Raw genomic sequence first — 15,611 nt, forward strand, 5'->3', positions numbered from 1 at the left:
CCCGCCGGCCAAGCCGGCCGGGACCGCCAGCGGCTACGCCGACAGCACCGATCAGCCGGCCGGGACCGCCAGCGGCTGCGCGGACGGTGCCACCGGAGCCGGGAGCTGGCTGGCCCCGCCCAGGTACCGGTGGATCGCGGCGGCGGCGGCCCGGCCCTCGGCGATCGCCCAGACGATCAGCGAGGCGCCCCGGTGCATGTCACCGGCGACGAAGACGCCCGGCGTACCGGCCTGCCACTCGGGGTCGGCGTCGATCGCGCCGCGCCGGTTGCGTACCACGCCGAACTGGTCGAGCAGCGGCTGCTCCTCGGTGCCGTCGAAGCCGATCGCCAGCAGCACCAGGTCGGCCGGCAACTCCCGCTCGCTGCCGGGCAGCACGGTCAGGAACCGCTGGCCGTCCCGCTTCTCGACGGTCACCTCGGCGATCCGGACCGCGCGTACCTGGCCGGTGCCGTCGTCGACGAACTCCTGGACCGCGACCGCGAAGACCCGCTCGCCGCCCTCCTCGTGCGCCGGGTACTCGCGCAGGATCCACGGCCAGGTCGGCCACGGGTCGCGGACCTCGTCGCGCTCTCGCGGCGGTCGCGGATACAGGTCGAGCTGGTGTACGCCGGCCGCGCCCTGCCGGTGCGCCACGCCCAGGCAGTCGGCGGCGGTGTCGCCACCACCGATGATCACCACGTGCTTGCCGGCCGCGTCGATCGGGGTCGACGACTCCCGGCCGTTGACGCTGGGCTGGCCGCCGGCCGCCGAAGCGACCGCGATGTTGGCCGCGACGAGGTGCTCCATCGCCTGGTGTACGCCGCGCAGCGAGCGGCCCGGCGTCGCCGGGGTGTCCCGGCCGGCGAGCGCACCGCAGGCCAGCAGCACCGCGTCGTGCTCGGCCCGGAGCTGCTCGGCGGTGACGTCGACCCCGACGTTCACCCCGGTGCGGAACTGGACGCCCTCGGCGGTGAGCTGGGCCAGCCGCCGGTCGATGTGCCCCTTCTCCAGTTTGAAGTCGGGGATGCCGTAACGGAGCAGGCCGCCGATCGCGTCGTCCCGCTCGTACACCGTCACCGCGTGCCCGGCCCGGACGAGCTGCTGCGCGGCGGCGAGCCCGGCCGGGCCGGAGCCGACCACCGCGACCGACCGGCCGGACGGTGCCGGCACCTCCTGCGGGGTCACCAGGTCCAGGTCGAAGGCCCGGTTGACGATCTCCACCTCGACCTGCTTGATGGTGACCGGCGCCCCGCCGCTGATCCCGAGTACGCAGGCCGCCTCGCAGGGCGCCGGGCAGAGCCGCCCGGTGAACTCCGGGAAGTTGTTGGTGGCGTGCAGCGACTCGATCGCGGTCGCCCAGTTGCCGGTCCGGACCAGGTCGTTCCAGTCCGGGATGCGGTTGCCCAGCGGGCAGCCGTCGTGGCAGAACGGGATGCCGCAGTCCATGCACCGGGTGGCCTGGTCGCGGATCAGGCCCTCCTCGGCGGAGGGGTAGACCTCGCGCCAGTCGGAGATCCGCACCGGCACCGGGCGGCGGGCCGGCAGCTTCCGGTCGTGCTTCAGGAATCCACTCGGGTCAGGCACGAGCCACCTCCTGGGACGGGCGCGAACCGGGGGCGACCGGCCGGGCCGGGGACGCGGGCGGGGCCGGTACGGCCGGCGGTGTGCTGGCGGCGGGCTGGGCCGGTACGCCCGGTGCCGCGAGTCCGCTCATCACCGCCTCGTCCACGTCCCGGCCCTCGGCCCGGGCGACCCGCATGATCTCCATGACCCGCTTGTAGTCCCGGGGCACCACCGCGGTGAACTCCCGCACCGCCTCCGGCCAGCGCTTGAGTAGCCCTTCCGCCACCGACGAGTCGGTCTCGGCGAAGTGCCGCTGCACCAGGTCGTAGAGGGTGACCCGCTCGTCGTCGGTGAGCGGAGCCAGGTCGACCAGCTCGGGATTGACCCGGCGCCGGTCGAGTTGCCAGACGAACGCCGTACCGCCGGACATGCCGGCGGCGAAGTTCCGCCCGGTGCCGCCGAGCACCACCACGATGCCGCCGGTCATGTACTCGCAGCCGTGGTCGCCCACCCCCTCGACCACGGCCACCGCGCCGGAGTTGCGCACCGCGAACCGCTCACCGACCCGGCCGCGCAGGAACAGCTCGCCGCCGGTGGCGCCGTACAGGATGGTGTTGCCGGCGATGATCTGGTCCTCGGCCCGGCCGTTCGGGCCGGGTGGCGCGTCCAGGCCGCCGGCGAACGGTGCCGCCGGGTCGGGGCGGACCACGATCCGCCCGCCGGAGAGTCCCTTGCCGACGTAGTCGTTGGCGTCGCCGGCCAGCCGCAGCGTCACGCCGCTGGGCAGGAAGGCGCCGAACGACTGCCCGGCGGTGCCGGTGAGGTCGAACTCGATGGTGTCGGCGGGCAGGCCGGCCCCGCCGAACCGCCGGGTGACCGCGCCGCCGAGCATCGCGCCGACGCTGCGGTGCTCGTTGCGGACCGCCACCGCCGCCCGGACCGGCGTGCCGTTGGCCAGCGCGGGCTCGGCGAGGGCGAGCAGTTCGTTGTCCAGCGACTTGTCCAGCCCGTGGTCCTGGGCCCGTACGCCGCGCCGGGCCGCGCCGGCCGGCAGCTCCGGTACGTGCAGCACCGGCCGCAGGTCGAGCCCGTGCGCCTTCCAGTGGTCGAGTGCCGGGGCGAAGTCGAGCAGCTCGGTCGCGCCGATCGCCTCCTCCAGCGACCGGAAGCCCAGCTCGGCGAGGTAGCCCCGGACCTCCTCGGCGAGGAAGAGGAAGAAGTTCTCCACGAACTCGGGGCGGCCGGTGTACCGCTCCCGGAGCACCGGGTTCTGGGTGGCGATGCCGACCGGGCAGGTGTCCAGGTGGCAGACCCGCATCATCACGCAGCCGGCGACGATCAGCGGGGCGGTGGCGAAGCCGTACTCCTCGGCACCGAGCAGCGCCGCGACGATGATGTCCCGGCCGGTCTTGAGCTGGCCGTCGACCTGCACGGTGACCCGGTCCCGGAGCTTGTTGAGCAGCAGCGTCTGCTGCGCCTCGGCCAGGCCCAGCTCCCACGGGGTGCCGGCGTGCTTGAGCGAGTTGAGCGGGGAGGCGCCGGTGCCGCCGTCGTGTCCGGAGATCAGGATGACGTCGGCCTTCAGCTTGGCGACCCCGGCCGCGACCGTGCCGACCCCGACCTCGCTGACCAGCTTGACGTGCACCCGGGCGGCCGGGTTCACGCTCTTCAGGTCGTGCACGAGCTGGGCCAGGTCCTCGATCGAGTAGATGTCGTGGTGCGGCGGCGGGGAGATCAGCCCGACGCCGGGGGTGGCGTGCCGGGTGCGGGCGATCCACGGCCAGACCTTGTTGCCGGGGAGCTGCCCGCCCTCGCCGGGCTTGGCACCCTGGGCCATCTTGATCTGGATGTCGTCGGCGTTGACCAGGTATTCGCTGGTCACCCCGAACCGGCCGCTGGCGACCTGCTTGACGGCCGAGCGCCGGGTCGGGTCGTAGAGCCGTTCGACGTCCTCGCCGCCCTCGCCGGTGTTGGACTTGCCGCCGAGGGAGTTCATCGCGACCGCGAGGGTCTCGTGCGCCTCGGCCGAGATCGACCCGTACGACATGGCGCCGGTGGCGAACCGCTTGACGATCTCGCTGACCGGCTCCACCTCTTCCAGCGGTACCGGCTCGCGTACCCCGGTGCGGAGCCGGAACAGCCCGCGCAGCGAGCCGGCCTGCTCGGCCAGCCCGTCGACCTTCGCGGTGTACTCGCGGAAGACGTCGTACTGCCGGCTGCGGGTGGCGTGCTGGAGCAGGAAGACCGTCTCCGGGTTGAACAGGTGCAGTTCACCCTCGCGGCGCCACTGGTACTCGCCGCCGACCTCCAGCGGCCGGTGGGTGCGCTGGCCGGCGTTCACCGCGTACGCCCGGGCGTGCCGGGCGGCCACCTCGGCGTGGATCTCGGTCAGTCCGACCCCGCCGATCTTGCCCGGCGTTCCGGCGAAATACCGCTGCACGAGCCGGTTGTCCAGGCCGACCGCCTCGAAGACCTGGGCACCGCAGTACGACGAGACCGTCGAGATGCCCATCTTCGACATGATCTTGAGTACGCCCTTGCCGAGCGCCTTGACGTAGTTGCGGACCGCCGTGGCCGGCTCGATCCCGGCCAGCGCCCCGGTGATGATCAGGTCCTCGACCGACTCGAAGGCCAGGTAGGGGTTCACCGCCGCCGCGCCGTACCCGATCAGCAGCGCGGTGTGGTGCACCTCGCGGCAGTCGCCGGACTCCACGATCAGCGCCGCCTGGGTGCGGGTCTGCTCCCGCACCAGGTGCTGGTGCACGGCGGCGGTGAGCAGCAGCGACGGGATCGGCGCCAGGTCGGCGGTGGAGTCCCGGTCGGAGAGGACCAGAATGCGTACGCCGTCCTCGATCGCCTCCGAGACGTGCCGGCAGATCTCGGTCAGCCGCGCCTTCAACCCGGCCGCGCCGTCCCGGACCCGGTACAGCCCGGAGACCCGGACCGCCTTGAAGCCGGGCAGGTCGCCGTCCTCGTCGATGGAGAGGATCTTGGCCAGCTCGTCGTTGTCGATCACCGGGTAGGGGAGCACGACCTGCCGGCAGCTCGCCGGGTTCGGGTCCAGCAGGTTCCCCTCCGGCCCGATGGTCGCCTGGAGGCTGGTCACCAGCTCCTCCCGGATGGCGTCCAGCGGCGGGTTGGTGACCTGGGCGAAGAGCTGGTGGAAGTAGTCGTAGAGCAGCCGGGGCCGGGTCGACAGCGGCGAGATCGGGGTGTCGGTGCCCATCGAGCCGACCGGCTCGGCACCGGCCCGGGCCATCGGGCCGAGCAGGATCTTCAGCTCCTCCTCGGTGTAGCCGAAGGTCTGCTGCCGGCGCCGTACCGAGTGGTGGGCGTAGACGATGTGCTTGCGCGGCGGCAGGTCGGCCAGGTCGATCAGGCCGGCGTGCAACCAGTCGTCGTACGGGTGCTCGGCGGCCAGCTCGGACTTGATCTCGTCGTCCAGCACGATCCGGCCGGCGGCCGTGTCGACCAGGAACATCCGGCCCGGCTGGAGCCGCCCCTTGGCGACCACGGTCGCCGGGTCGAGGTCGAGCACTCCCGCCTCGCTGCCCAGCACCACCAGGCCGTCGGAGGTGAGCCACCACCGGCCCGGGCGCAGCCCGTTGCGGTCGAGCACCGCGCCGACCAGCGAACCGTCGGTGAAGGCGACCGAGGCGGGGCCGTCCCAGGGCTCCATCAGGCTGGCGTGGAAGCGGTAGAAGGATCTCCGACCGTGGTCCATGTCGTGGTCGTTCTCCCAGGCCTCCGGGATCATCATCAGCACCGCGTGCGGCAGGCTCCGCCCGGCCAGGTGCAGCAGTTCGAGGACCTCGTCGAAGTTGGCCGAGTCGGAGGCGGCCGGGGTGCAGATCGGGAAGAGCCGCCGGATGTTCCCCGGGATGTTCGGGCTGCGCAGCAGCGCCTCCCGGGCCTGCATCCAGTTCTTGTTGCCCCGGATGGTGTTGATCTCGCCGTTGTGCGCGATGAACCGGTAGGGGTGGGCCAGCGGCCAGGACGGGAAGGTGTTGGTGGAGAACCGGGAGTGCACCAGGGCGATCGCGCTGGCCACCCGGGGGTCGGTCAGGTCCGGGAAGAACTCCGGGAGCTGGTCCGGGGTGAGCATGCCCTTGTAGACCATGGTCCGGGCGGAGAGCGACGGGAAGTACGCCGGCACGCCCCGCTCGGCGGTCTCCCGCTCGGCCTGCTTGCGGACGCAGAACGCGACCCGGTCCAGGTCGATCCCGGTCAGCGGGGTGCCGGCCCGGCCGGCCGGGGAGTCGGTCAGCCGGTGCGCGGCCAGGAAGACCTGCCGGATCACCGGCCGGGCCGCCAGCGCGCTCTCGCCGAGGTCGCCCGGGCGGACCGGTACGTCCCGCCAGCCGAGGATGTCGGCCCCCTCGACCAGGGCGTACTTCTCCAGCACGGTCCTGGCCCGGGCCTCGTCGGCCGGGTCGGTGGGCAGGAAGACCAGGCCGGTGGCGTACTGCCCGGCCGGCGGGAGCGGGAAGTCGACGACCGCCCGGAGGAACTCGTCCGGCACCTGGAGCATGATCCCGGCGCCGTCCCCGGTGTTCTGTTCGGCACCCCGGGCACCCCGGTGGTCCAGCCGGCAGAGCGCGGCGAGGCCCTTGGCGACGACGTCGTGCGAGCGGCGGCCGTGCAGGTCGGCGACGAAGGCGACCCCGCAGGCGTCCCGCTCCGCAGCCGGGTCGTAGAGCCCCTGGGGCTCCGGCGTCCGGGCCGTCCGGGCGGTGTGCTCCGGGACCCGACCGGGGCCGGTCGACGCGGAGTCGGCACCCGCCGACGAGGAGAGGTGCGGTTCCTGGGGGTACGGAAAGGCCACCGGGGCTCCTGTCGTCACTCACGTTCAATCATTAGGTCGGGACGACGTCGGCCCTGCTGGGTCTCTTGAGTCTACGTTAGGGGCCGGCGGGGTCCACCAGTACAACCGATCACAGGCAGCGGAATTGATCACATGCCCCGGATCCCGTACGTGTACGCTCCCCCGGTGGCATCTGTACGAGACGAGCCGTTTGACCGGTTGGAACGCTTTTACGATGCGGTGCCGCGTGACGGGGCACACACGGAGGATTTCGGCGGGCTGGTGCTGTTCGTCCGCGACGGGGCGGGATGGCCATTCTACGCCCGACCCAGGTTGGGCGCCACGGAGCCGCCGTCGGCCGCCGACGTGACGGCGGTCCGCCAGCGCCAGCGCGACCTCGGGCTGCCCGAGGCCTTCGAGTGGGTACACGAGAACCACCCGGACCTGCTCGCGGTGGCCCGGTCGGCGGGGCTGGCGGTGCTGGAGGCGCCGCTGATGGTGCTCGATCCGGCCGCCCTGCCCCCGCCCGAGGACTTCGCGGCGACGCCGGTGCGGATCCTGGACCCGACGGCGCCGACCTTCGCCGCCGACGTGGCGGCCCGGCGCGCGGTCGCGGCGGTCGGCTTCGCCGCGCCGGGCACCGAGGTCGGCGTGGCCGGCCCGACCGCCCGGGACACCGCCCTGGTCGAGTTGCCGGTGGACTCGCTGGACGAGGAGCGCACCCGGACCGCCGCCGGCCGCCGGATCTCCGCCGTGGTCGAACTGCCCGGCCAGGGCCCGGTGGCCAGCGGCATGGCGCTGCGGGTCGACGACGTCGCCGAGATCGCCGGCATCGCCACCCTGCCCACGGCCCGCCGCCGGGGCCTGGGTGCCGCGGTCACCGCCGCGCTCGCCCGCCGGCTGCTCGACGACGGTACGAACCTGGTCTTCCTCTCCGCCGGCAGCGAGGAGATCGCCCGGGTATACCTGCGGGTCGGCTTCCGCCGGATCGGCACCGCCTGCATCGCCGAGCCCGCCCTGGTGGGCTGAGCCGAGGGGCGGGAGTCGGGGACGGCCGAGGATCCTCAAGACATCCTCAAGATCATTGCATCGCCGCACGTCGGGGATCATGATGACCCGCAGTGCTGTCCCCCCGGCTCCTCCCCCTCGGAGTTCACATGCGTTCAAGAAAACCGACGGTAGTCGTACTGTCTACATTGCTCGCGGCCACCCTCGGCACCGTCACCGCCCCCTCGGCGGCGCTCGGCCAGCCGACCTCGACGGTGCCCGGCACCACGGCCGCGGAGCCCAACCAGGTCACCGGACTCACCGTCACCCAGGCCGACGGCTACGCCACGGTCGCCTGGACGCCGGTCCCCGATGCCACCGACTACCAGATCGAGCGCACCCCGGTCGACGCTTCCGACGTGGCCACCGGCCCGGCGGTGGTGGTCGGCGTCTGGCGGCCGAACCGTCAGATCAACAACGAGTCGCCGACCTTCGCCGACGCCGGCTTCGACCCCGGCCTGCGGTTCCAGTGGCGGGTACGGGCCCGGATCGGCACCGCCGAGCAGCCGTACTCGGCACCGGTCACCGGTACCACCCAGCAGCCGTGGGGCGACCCGGCGGTCCCCGGTGAGAACCTGCGCACCCAGTGGGAGACCACCAAGGCCGCGCAGTACACCGGCGATGTCGACGAGTACGCCTACACCGCCGAGATCGATCGGCGGAGCGACCGGGTGCGGGTGGTGGAGCTCGGGCGTACCGTGCTGAACCGGCCGATCAACATGTTGGTGATCGGCTACCCGGCCCCGCCGGTCACCCCGGCGGCGGTCGCCGCGACCTCGCCGCTGGCGATCAACTGCAATGTGCACGGCAACGAGCCCGGTGACCGGGAAGCCTGCCTGGTGCTGGCCCGCAAGCTGGCGTTCGGCTCCGATGCCAAGACGATCGACCTGCTCAAGCACACCACCGTGCTGATCGTGCCGACCATCAACGGTGACGGCCGGGCCGCCAACACCCGGGGCAACTCGACCGGGCAGGACCTCAACCGCGACTACTCGCTGATCCGCCAGCCGGAGACCGCGGCGTACGTGAAGATGCTCCGCGACTACCGGCCGGTGGCCGGCTACGACGGGCACGAGTACGGCAACTCGACCGCCGGCGACCTGCCGATGCTGCCGCCACGGCACCAGAACGTGGCCAAGCAGATCTTCGACGAGTCGCTGGACATGATCGAGGGTCACATGTACGTCGAGGGCGCCAAGGACGGCTGGTGGGCCTGCCCGTACGGCTGCCAGGGCGGCAGCGGCGTGGGGCTGAGCGAGGAGACCATCCTGCGCAACACCCTGGGGCTGAAGAACACCGTCAACTCGCTGCTGGAGCTGCGCAGCTCCGGCGGGCAGACCCGGCCGGACGAGGGCAACTCGGCGAACAACCGGCGCCGCAAGACGTACTCGGCGCTCTGGACGTTCAGCCAGTTCCTCGACTACCACCGGGCCAAGCTGCCGGAGATCAAGAAGGCCCGCGGCGAGGCGATCGAGTTCCAGGCCAGCAACACCGGCCGGCTCGTCTTCCGGGGCTCCCGGCCGATCCCGCTGCACCCGGCGCCGCACCCGGGCGAGGCCGGCCCTCGGGACGACCTGCCCGTGCCGGAGATGATCCTCGACAACGCGCCGTGCGCGTACAAGCTCACCGAGGAGCAGTACAACGGGGCGCGTACCGACGGTCCGGGCGGGGTCGGCGCCACGGTGGCGCAGCGGATCGTCGCGCACGGCTGGAAGGTCGTCAAGGGCACCGACGGGTACTACGTGCCGCTGGCCCAGCCGGAGCGGGGCCTGATCCCGCTGCTGCTGGACGCGCAGGGCGCCGAGGAGTGGGTGGACGGCACCCGGGTCTACCCGACCCGTACCGGCCGGCACAACGGGCCGCTGACCATCTCCGGCTTCGCCTGCCTGTCGGACGCCACGGTGAACGGTCCGGTCACCGTCCGGCCCGGCGCCATCCTGATCGCCACCGGTACGACGATCAGCGGCCCGGTCAGCGCGGCCGGTGCCACCGGCGTCTTCCTGGCGGACAGCACCGTCCGGGGCCCGGTGTCGGTCTCCGGCACCACCGGCGCGGTCTCGCTGGTCGACAACACGATCTCCGGCCCGGTCTCGGTGGCGGTGAACAACACCGGCAGCGACCCGGCCCTGATCGCCGGCAACTCGGTGAGCGGTCCGCTGAGCTGTGCGGTCAACAGCCCGGCACCGACCAACATCGAGGTCGCCAACTCGGTGAACGGGCCGAAGTCGGGCCAGTGCGCCGCGCTGTGACCGGCGCGGCGCACCGCTGAACCCCGCACCATCCGCCGTACCGGCGGGTCGGGCCGCCGACGCCCGGCCCACCGGTACGGCACCCGTCCGTCAGTGAACCTCTTCAACCTCCCCTTGCGGTCCGTGGTGTCCGCAGGTGTGAGTCGGGGCGTACGCGCCGCGCTGTCCAGGTGGAAAGACGTTCAGTCGTGGAGGTTGCCGTGACCGAGCCGTACATCCCGCCGTCCCCGGCCGACGATTCCGCCGGGCGGCGACCGGCCAGCCGTACCCGGATCGGCCGCGCCCGGTTCCGGGCCGCGCTGGCGCTGGCCACGACCGCGCTGCTGGCCGGCACGGTCGCCGGCTGCACCGACGACGGTCCCGACGAGCGGGACGCGGCGGCGGCCGGTTCCGGCGGGGCAGCCGGCCCCGGGGTGACCGGACCGCTCTGCGACGCGCTGCCCTCCGGCACCGATCCGGGCAACCCGGCCGCGCTGGCCGGCCAGCCCGGCGACGTGGCCTTGCAGTGGATCCCCGTGTTGACCCGGTTCGAGGCGGCGGTACGCGCCGCCGACCTCTCGGCCGAGCTACGCGCCCCGGGTGGGGTGACCATCCTGGCCCCGACCGACGACGCCTTCGCGAAGAAGTTCTCCGAGGACAACCTCGACGACCTGATGATCCACCGCAAGGACGAGCTGCGCGACCTCGTCCGGGCCCACCTGGTGGCCGGCGCGCACCCACTGGCGGACCTGGTCGCCGACGGCTCGCTACGCACCCTCGACGGCAGCACGGTGCCGGTCAGCGCGGCCGGGGCGATGGCCCGGATCGGCGAGCACGTGCAGAGCGTCTGTGTCGACTACCAGGTCGCGGGCGGCCGGATCCACATCGTCAACGGCGTACTCGGCAAGCTGCCGACCACCTACGACCCCAACGCCGGCTCCGGCCACTGAACCACCTCAGCCTGGACGGCTCTCTTTCGACCGGGCACCGCCGGCACCACCGGCCAGCACGGCGTCCAGCGGCGCCTCCCGACCGTACCGGTGCGCCCGGGCGAAACCGCCGCTGCCGGTGACCCCGGGCTGGCGTACCGGAGCCTCCAACTGGGCTCGCAGGGCCCGCTCCGTCGCCTCGGTGTCCGCCCGTTCGCAGGCCGGTATTGGGGCGCCGATCTCCTCCCGGATCCGGTCGGCCGCACCGAGCAGCCGGGCCCCGCGTACCGGGTCGCCGTCCTGCCGGGCCACCTCGGCGAGCGCCTCCAGCACACTGGCGGTACGCCACCGGTCGCCGACCTGGCGGTGCGCGGCCAGGCTGAGCCGCAGGTGCCGGGCGGCCCGCCGGGTACGCCCACCGCGCAGTTCGACCAGGCCGCGCAGGTTGTGTGCCCAGCCCACCCCCTCCGGGAACCCGATCGCGGAGTACCGCTTCAGGGCCACGTCCAGCAGCGACGCCGCCCGGTCGATGTCCCCCCGGTACAGCGCGACCGCGCCGAGGTTCATCAGCGCGCTCGCCGCCGCCAGCGCGTCGCCCAGCCGCTCGTGCCGGCGCAGGCTCGCCCGCAGCCGCGAGTCGGCCCGGTCCAGGTCACCGGCGAGCCAGGCGGTGAAGCCGCGCAGCTCGGTGGTCTGCGCCTCGCCCCACTCGTCGTCGCAGTCGGCGAAGATGGCACCGGCGGTGGCCAGGTGAACGGCGGACTCGGCGTACCGGGCCTGCTCCCGGGCCACCGAACCGAGGATCTGTTCCAACTGCGCCTCGGCGCGGCGGTTCCGGGTGATCCGGCAGGCGGCCCGGGCCAGCTCCGCGTGCCGGATCGCCGCCGGGTAGTCGCAGGCCAGCATCGCCAGCATGGCCGCACCGATCCCGGCCCGGGACCGCAGCGCGGCCGGGGCGTCCGGGTGCCGGGCCAGCGCCGTCGACAGCCAGGCGTGGCCCTCCCGGTAGTTCCCCTCCAGCCGGCAGTACATGGCGAGCGCGGCGGCCAGCCGCAGGTCGCCGTGGGCGGGCCCGCCGGCGCCGGCCTCGGCCAGCCAGGTCAGCGCGGACCGCAGGTTGGGCTCCTCGGCGCGCAGCCGGGCCAGCCACCAGTCCCGGGCGGCGCCGCGCAGTCGGGCGTCGGCCCGCTCGGCCAGGTTCAGGCAGTACGTCGCGAGCGCCTGCCGGGCGGCCACCTCGGCACCGGAGCCGACCAGCCGGGCCAGCGCGTGCCGGCGGACCGGCTCCAGCATCCGGTAGCGGGTCCGGCCGCCCTCGCCCGGGCCGGGCAACCCGGCGCCGCCACTCGGATCGGCCGGCTCCGCCGAGCCGAGCGACTCGGCTGGCCCGGCCGGCTCGGCTGGCCCGGCCGGCTCGGCTGGCCCGGCCGGCTCGGCCGGCTCGGCTGGCCCGGCCGGCTCGGCTGGCCCGGCCGGCTCGGCTGGCCCGGCCGGCTCGGCTGGCCCGGCCGGCTCGGCTGGCCCGGCCGGCTCGGGCGGATCCACCGGCCCGGCCGGCGCACCCGGCTCGGGCGGCCCGGCCGGATCCACCGGCTCGGCCGGGCCGGTCGATAGGGGTTCCACCAGGGACGCCTCGACCAGGGCGGCCAGGGCGGCCGGTGCGGACGGGCCGCCGATCGACCGGGCCGCCTCGGCGTCGAACCCGGCCGCACAGATCGAGAGCCGGTCGAACAGCCGGCAGGCGTCGGCGGCCAGCAGGGCCAGGCTGGACTCCACCGCGGCGGCGACACTCCGGTGCCGGTCCGGTGGCCTCGGGTCCGGACTGCGCAGCAGCCGTACGTCGGTACGCAGCCGCGCGACGATCTCCTGCACCGTCAGCATCGGGGTACGCGCCGCGGCCAGTTCGATCGCCAGCGGCAGCCCGTCCAGCTCGGCACAGAGCCGCACGACCGCCTCGGCACTGGCCTCGGGGACCGGCCGGCCGGCGAACTCCCGGGCCCGTTCGAGGAAGAGCCGGGTGGCCGGATGTGCGGCCAGTGCCGCGAGGCTGTGCCCGGTGCCCACCTCGGGCACGGCGAGCGCCGGCACCCGGATCCGCGCCTCGGCCGGCAGCCGCAACGCGACCCGGCTGGTCGCCAGCACCCGCAGCCCCGGGCAGCGGGACAGCAGCCGTTCCACCAGCTCCGCGCAGCCGGTGACCAGGTGTTCGCAGTTGTCCAGCACCAGCAGTGCCCGGACCGGGCCCAGGTCGGCGGCGAGCGCCTCGACGATGTCCCGCCCCACGTCCGGTACGCCGAGCGCGGCGGCCACCGCCCGCGGTACCCGTACCGGGCTCTCCACGGCGGTCAGGTCGACGAACCAGACCGGCCGGTCGGTACGGCTCCCCGCCACCGCGACCGCCAGCCGGGTCTTGCCGGCTCCGCCCGTTCCGGTGAGCGTGACCAGGCGGTGCCGGTCCAGCCGTTCGGCGACGACGTCGAGCAGGTCGTCCCGGCCGAGCAGGGCGGTGAGCGGGACCGGCAGCCGGGCGGCCGGACGCGGTCGGGACGCCGGCGGGCCGGCGGTGAGGTCGATCGTCGGCGCCGGACAGGCCCCCGTGGCCCAGTCCTCGGGCAGCTCACCGGCGCGCACCGCCGCCGCGAGTACGCACACCCGGCCGGCCGGCTCGACGCCCAACTGCTCCTGGAAGACCTCCCGGGCCCGCTGGTGCACGTCGGCGGCGGCCCGGCGCCCCTGGTCCAGGTACGCGGCGACGAGCAGCAGCTCCCACAGCCGCGCCCGCAGCGGATGGGCGGCCACCGCCGTGGTCAGCTCGGCGACCGCCGCCCCGGCTACCCGGGCGGCCGTCGCCCCGGCGGCCACCACCGCCCGGTCGGCGACCGGTCCACCGGCGGCGCTGTGCGCCGCCACGGCGAGCCGCAGCGCGCACTCCCAGCGGTCCTCGAAGGCGTCGATCCGGGCCTGCCGCAGCCGCCCCAGCTCGACGGCGGCCCAGCCGGACGGGCAGAGCCGGTAGGGATCGCCGGCCTCGACGCCGGACTCCGGCCACCGCCCGGCGGACCGGTCCGGCAGCGGTTCCGGCCAGATGGCCAGAGCGGCCTGGAACAGCCGGGCGGCGGCGCGCAGCTCCCCGGCAGCCATCCGACGCCGGGCCCGGTCCAGCAGTCGGCTGAACCGGCTCGCATCGATCCGGCCGCTCGGCATCTGGAGCAGGTATCCGGTGGGTCGGATCTCCAGCGTGCCCGGTGATCCGCAGCCGGCCAGCGCGGCCGCCAGCAGGGTCGCCGCCGGGTCCAGGGGACGGGCACCGGCCCGGGACAGCGCGTCCCGACCGGCGAGTGCGGCCAGCAACTCGGCGTCCGGGACGGGTTCGTTCGGCCGCAGCGCCAGCAGTCCGAGGAGCGGGCCGGCACCGTCCGGCAACGCGACCGGCCCCCGGGGCCCGACCAGGCGGACCGGCCCGAGCAGCCGTACCTCGCCCGGGGTGCCGTGCCGCCGCTCCGTACTCGCCTGTTGATCAGGCACGCTGTGCCGCAACTGGGAGCCCTCTCCTTCGCTCCCGGGTAGTGTGCGCGACGCGGCGGCGTGCGGGGCATCCTCCCGATCGGTCGGTTGGCCGCCGAACCGGAGGGTCCGGCGCGACCCGCTCGGGCAGCGGCCCGCTTCGATTCGGACACCGGCCGGTCGACCGGATCCGGACCCGGCGACCGAAGAGACGCCGATGGTCAGCCGGTGGCCGATGCCCGGTCGATCACCGAACCTTTTTCCACCTGGCCAGCGCGGCGTGTCCGCCCCGACCCGCGCCTGCGGTCAGCGCGGACCGCAGGCCGGGCGGAAAACGCTTCACTCCGGTGGCCGCCACTGGGCCGCCACGCTCGCCGCGCTGCCCAGCAGCCGGGGCGTGATGGTGCCGAGGGCGGCGTCCCGGGCGCGCAGCGCCAGCCGCCCCCGGGCCTGCAACACCGCCGACATCCGCCGGGTCTGCCGGACCACCGTCACGGTCCGGGGACGGCGCAGCCGGTTGTACGACTCGACCGCCTCGCGCAGCGGCGCACCGGGGATCGCCTCCCGGACCAGCGAACGCAGCGTCGCGGCGTCCTCCAGGGCGAGGCAGGCGCCCTGACCCAGGTGGTGCGGCATGGCGTGCGCGGAATCGCCGATCAGCACCACCCCACCGGTGCCGGACGGGAAGCCGTACGCGCGGGGCAGCGGGCGCAGCTCGCGTACCTCCTGCTGGACCAGGTCCTCCGGCTCGGTGGCGGCGAGCAGGTCGCCGATCGGCGACGGCCAGTTCGCGAACCAGCGCCGGAGCAGGGCGAGCTGGGTGGCCGGTGGCTCGGGGCGGGACGCGCCGGCCGCCGTCGCCACCCAGTAGATCCCGCCCCGGGTGGAGCCGCCGGAGTCGCCGCGATCACCCAGCGAGGCCGCGACGAACCGGTAACCGGCGCCGAGTGTCTCGCCGTCCACCGGCCGGTCGGCCGGAAGCTGCGGCGCCCGGTACCACGGGATGACCGCCCGCCACGCCGCGCAGCCGGAGCTGACCACGGTGGCCTCCGGCGCGAGCCGGCGGCGTACCGTGCTGTCGATGCCGTCGGCGCCGACGACCAGGTCGGCCTCGTAGTTGCCGCGCCCGTCACCGACCGCCGGCCGGTCGCCGTCGCCGACCCGGACGGTCCGGACCTCGACGCCGGTCCGGATCTCCACCCGGTCGCCGAGGCCGGCGACAAGCGCGTCGTGCAGGTCCTCCCGGTGTACGACGACCGGCGCGCGTTCGCCGAGCCCGGGGCGGGGCTGCACCAGCCAGTGCCCGTCGGGGCGCCGGACGCCGACGTCGGGCAGCGGGGTCGCGATGGCGGCCAGCCCCTCGCCGAGGCCGAGTGCGCGCAGCGCGCGTACCCCGTTGGGCCAGAGCACCAACGCGGTGCGCTCGGCGCGTACCCGGTCGGCCTGCTCCAGCAGGGTCACCTGCCACCCGGAGCGGGCCAGTGCCCCGGCGGTCGCCAGCCCGCCGATTCCGGCGCCCACCACCACGGCCGTACGCATCGGGCCGGCTCCCCC

Annotated in this window: 7 protein-coding genes; 3 read left to right on the plus strand and 4 right to left on the minus strand. The window is 74.5% G+C overall.

What is annotated here, in order from left to right:
• Positions 1-51: 51 nt before the first annotated feature.
• Together AAH979_RS37040 and gltB are read right to left on the minus strand one after the other, a co-directional pair.
• A complete protein-coding gene (locus AAH979_RS37040) occupies positions 52-1,566 on the minus strand; it encodes a glutamate synthase subunit beta (protein WP_346262797.1) in 1,515 nt (504 codons plus the stop codon).
• On the minus strand, positions 1,559-6,370 hold the full coding sequence (gene gltB / locus AAH979_RS37045) for a glutamate synthase large subunit (protein ID WP_346262798.1): 4,812 nt from the start codon (positions 6,368-6,370) through the stop codon (positions 1,559-1,561). Before gltB ends, AAH979_RS37040 begins: the two co-directional genes overlap by 8 nt.
• 165 nt (positions 6,371-6,535) lie before the next feature.
• On the opposite strand from gltB, the gene AAH979_RS37050 reads away from it, so the two are divergent.
• The 3 genes from AAH979_RS37050 (at position 6,536) to AAH979_RS37060 (ending at position 10,574) form a co-directional block, all read left to right on the plus strand.
• Positions 6,536-7,378: a GNAT family N-acetyltransferase gene (locus AAH979_RS37050; RefSeq protein ID WP_346262799.1), complete on the plus strand. Its 843-nt coding sequence runs from the start codon at positions 6,536-6,538 to the stop codon at positions 7,376-7,378.
• Positions 7,379-7,506: 128 nt separating this feature from the next.
• Entirely contained in the window at positions 7,507-9,645 is a 2,139-nt protein-coding gene (locus AAH979_RS37055) for a M14 family zinc carboxypeptidase (protein WP_346262800.1), read from the plus strand.
• A 200-nt stretch (positions 9,646-9,845) separates the two neighbouring features.
• On the plus strand, positions 9,846-10,574 hold the full coding sequence (locus AAH979_RS37060; protein WP_346262801.1) for a fasciclin domain-containing protein: 729 nt from the start codon (positions 9,846-9,848) through the stop codon (positions 10,572-10,574).
• A gap of 6 nt (positions 10,575-10,580) precedes the next feature.
• On the opposite strand, the gene AAH979_RS37065 is transcribed toward AAH979_RS37060, so the two are convergent.
• Both AAH979_RS37065 and AAH979_RS37070 read right to left on the minus strand, forming a co-directional pair.
• A complete protein-coding gene (locus AAH979_RS37065; RefSeq protein ID WP_346262802.1) occupies positions 10,581-14,090 on the minus strand; it encodes a BTAD domain-containing putative transcriptional regulator in 3,510 nt (1,169 codons plus the stop codon).
• 306 nt (positions 14,091-14,396) lie between these two features.
• Positions 14,397-15,596: an NAD(P)/FAD-dependent oxidoreductase gene (locus tag AAH979_RS37070; RefSeq protein ID WP_346262803.1), complete on the minus strand. Its 1,200-nt coding sequence runs from the start codon at positions 15,594-15,596 to the stop codon at positions 14,397-14,399.
• Positions 15,597-15,611: the final 15 nt, after the last annotated feature.

Source organism: Plantactinospora sp. ZYX-F-223 (assembly GCF_039649625.1).
Taxonomy (GTDB): domain Bacteria; phylum Actinomycetota; class Actinomycetes; order Mycobacteriales; family Micromonosporaceae; genus Plantactinospora.

Bases quoted from the DNA above. Each gene is read 5' to 3' on its own strand.
- AAH979_RS37055 (WP_346262800.1), top strand. From the start codon at position 7,507: ATGCGTTCAAGAAAACCGACGGTAGTCGTACTGTCTACATTGCTCGCG.
- AAH979_RS37070 (WP_346262803.1), bottom strand. From the start codon at position 15,596: ATGCGTACGGCCGTGGTGGTGGGCGCCGGAATCGGCGGGCTGGCGACC.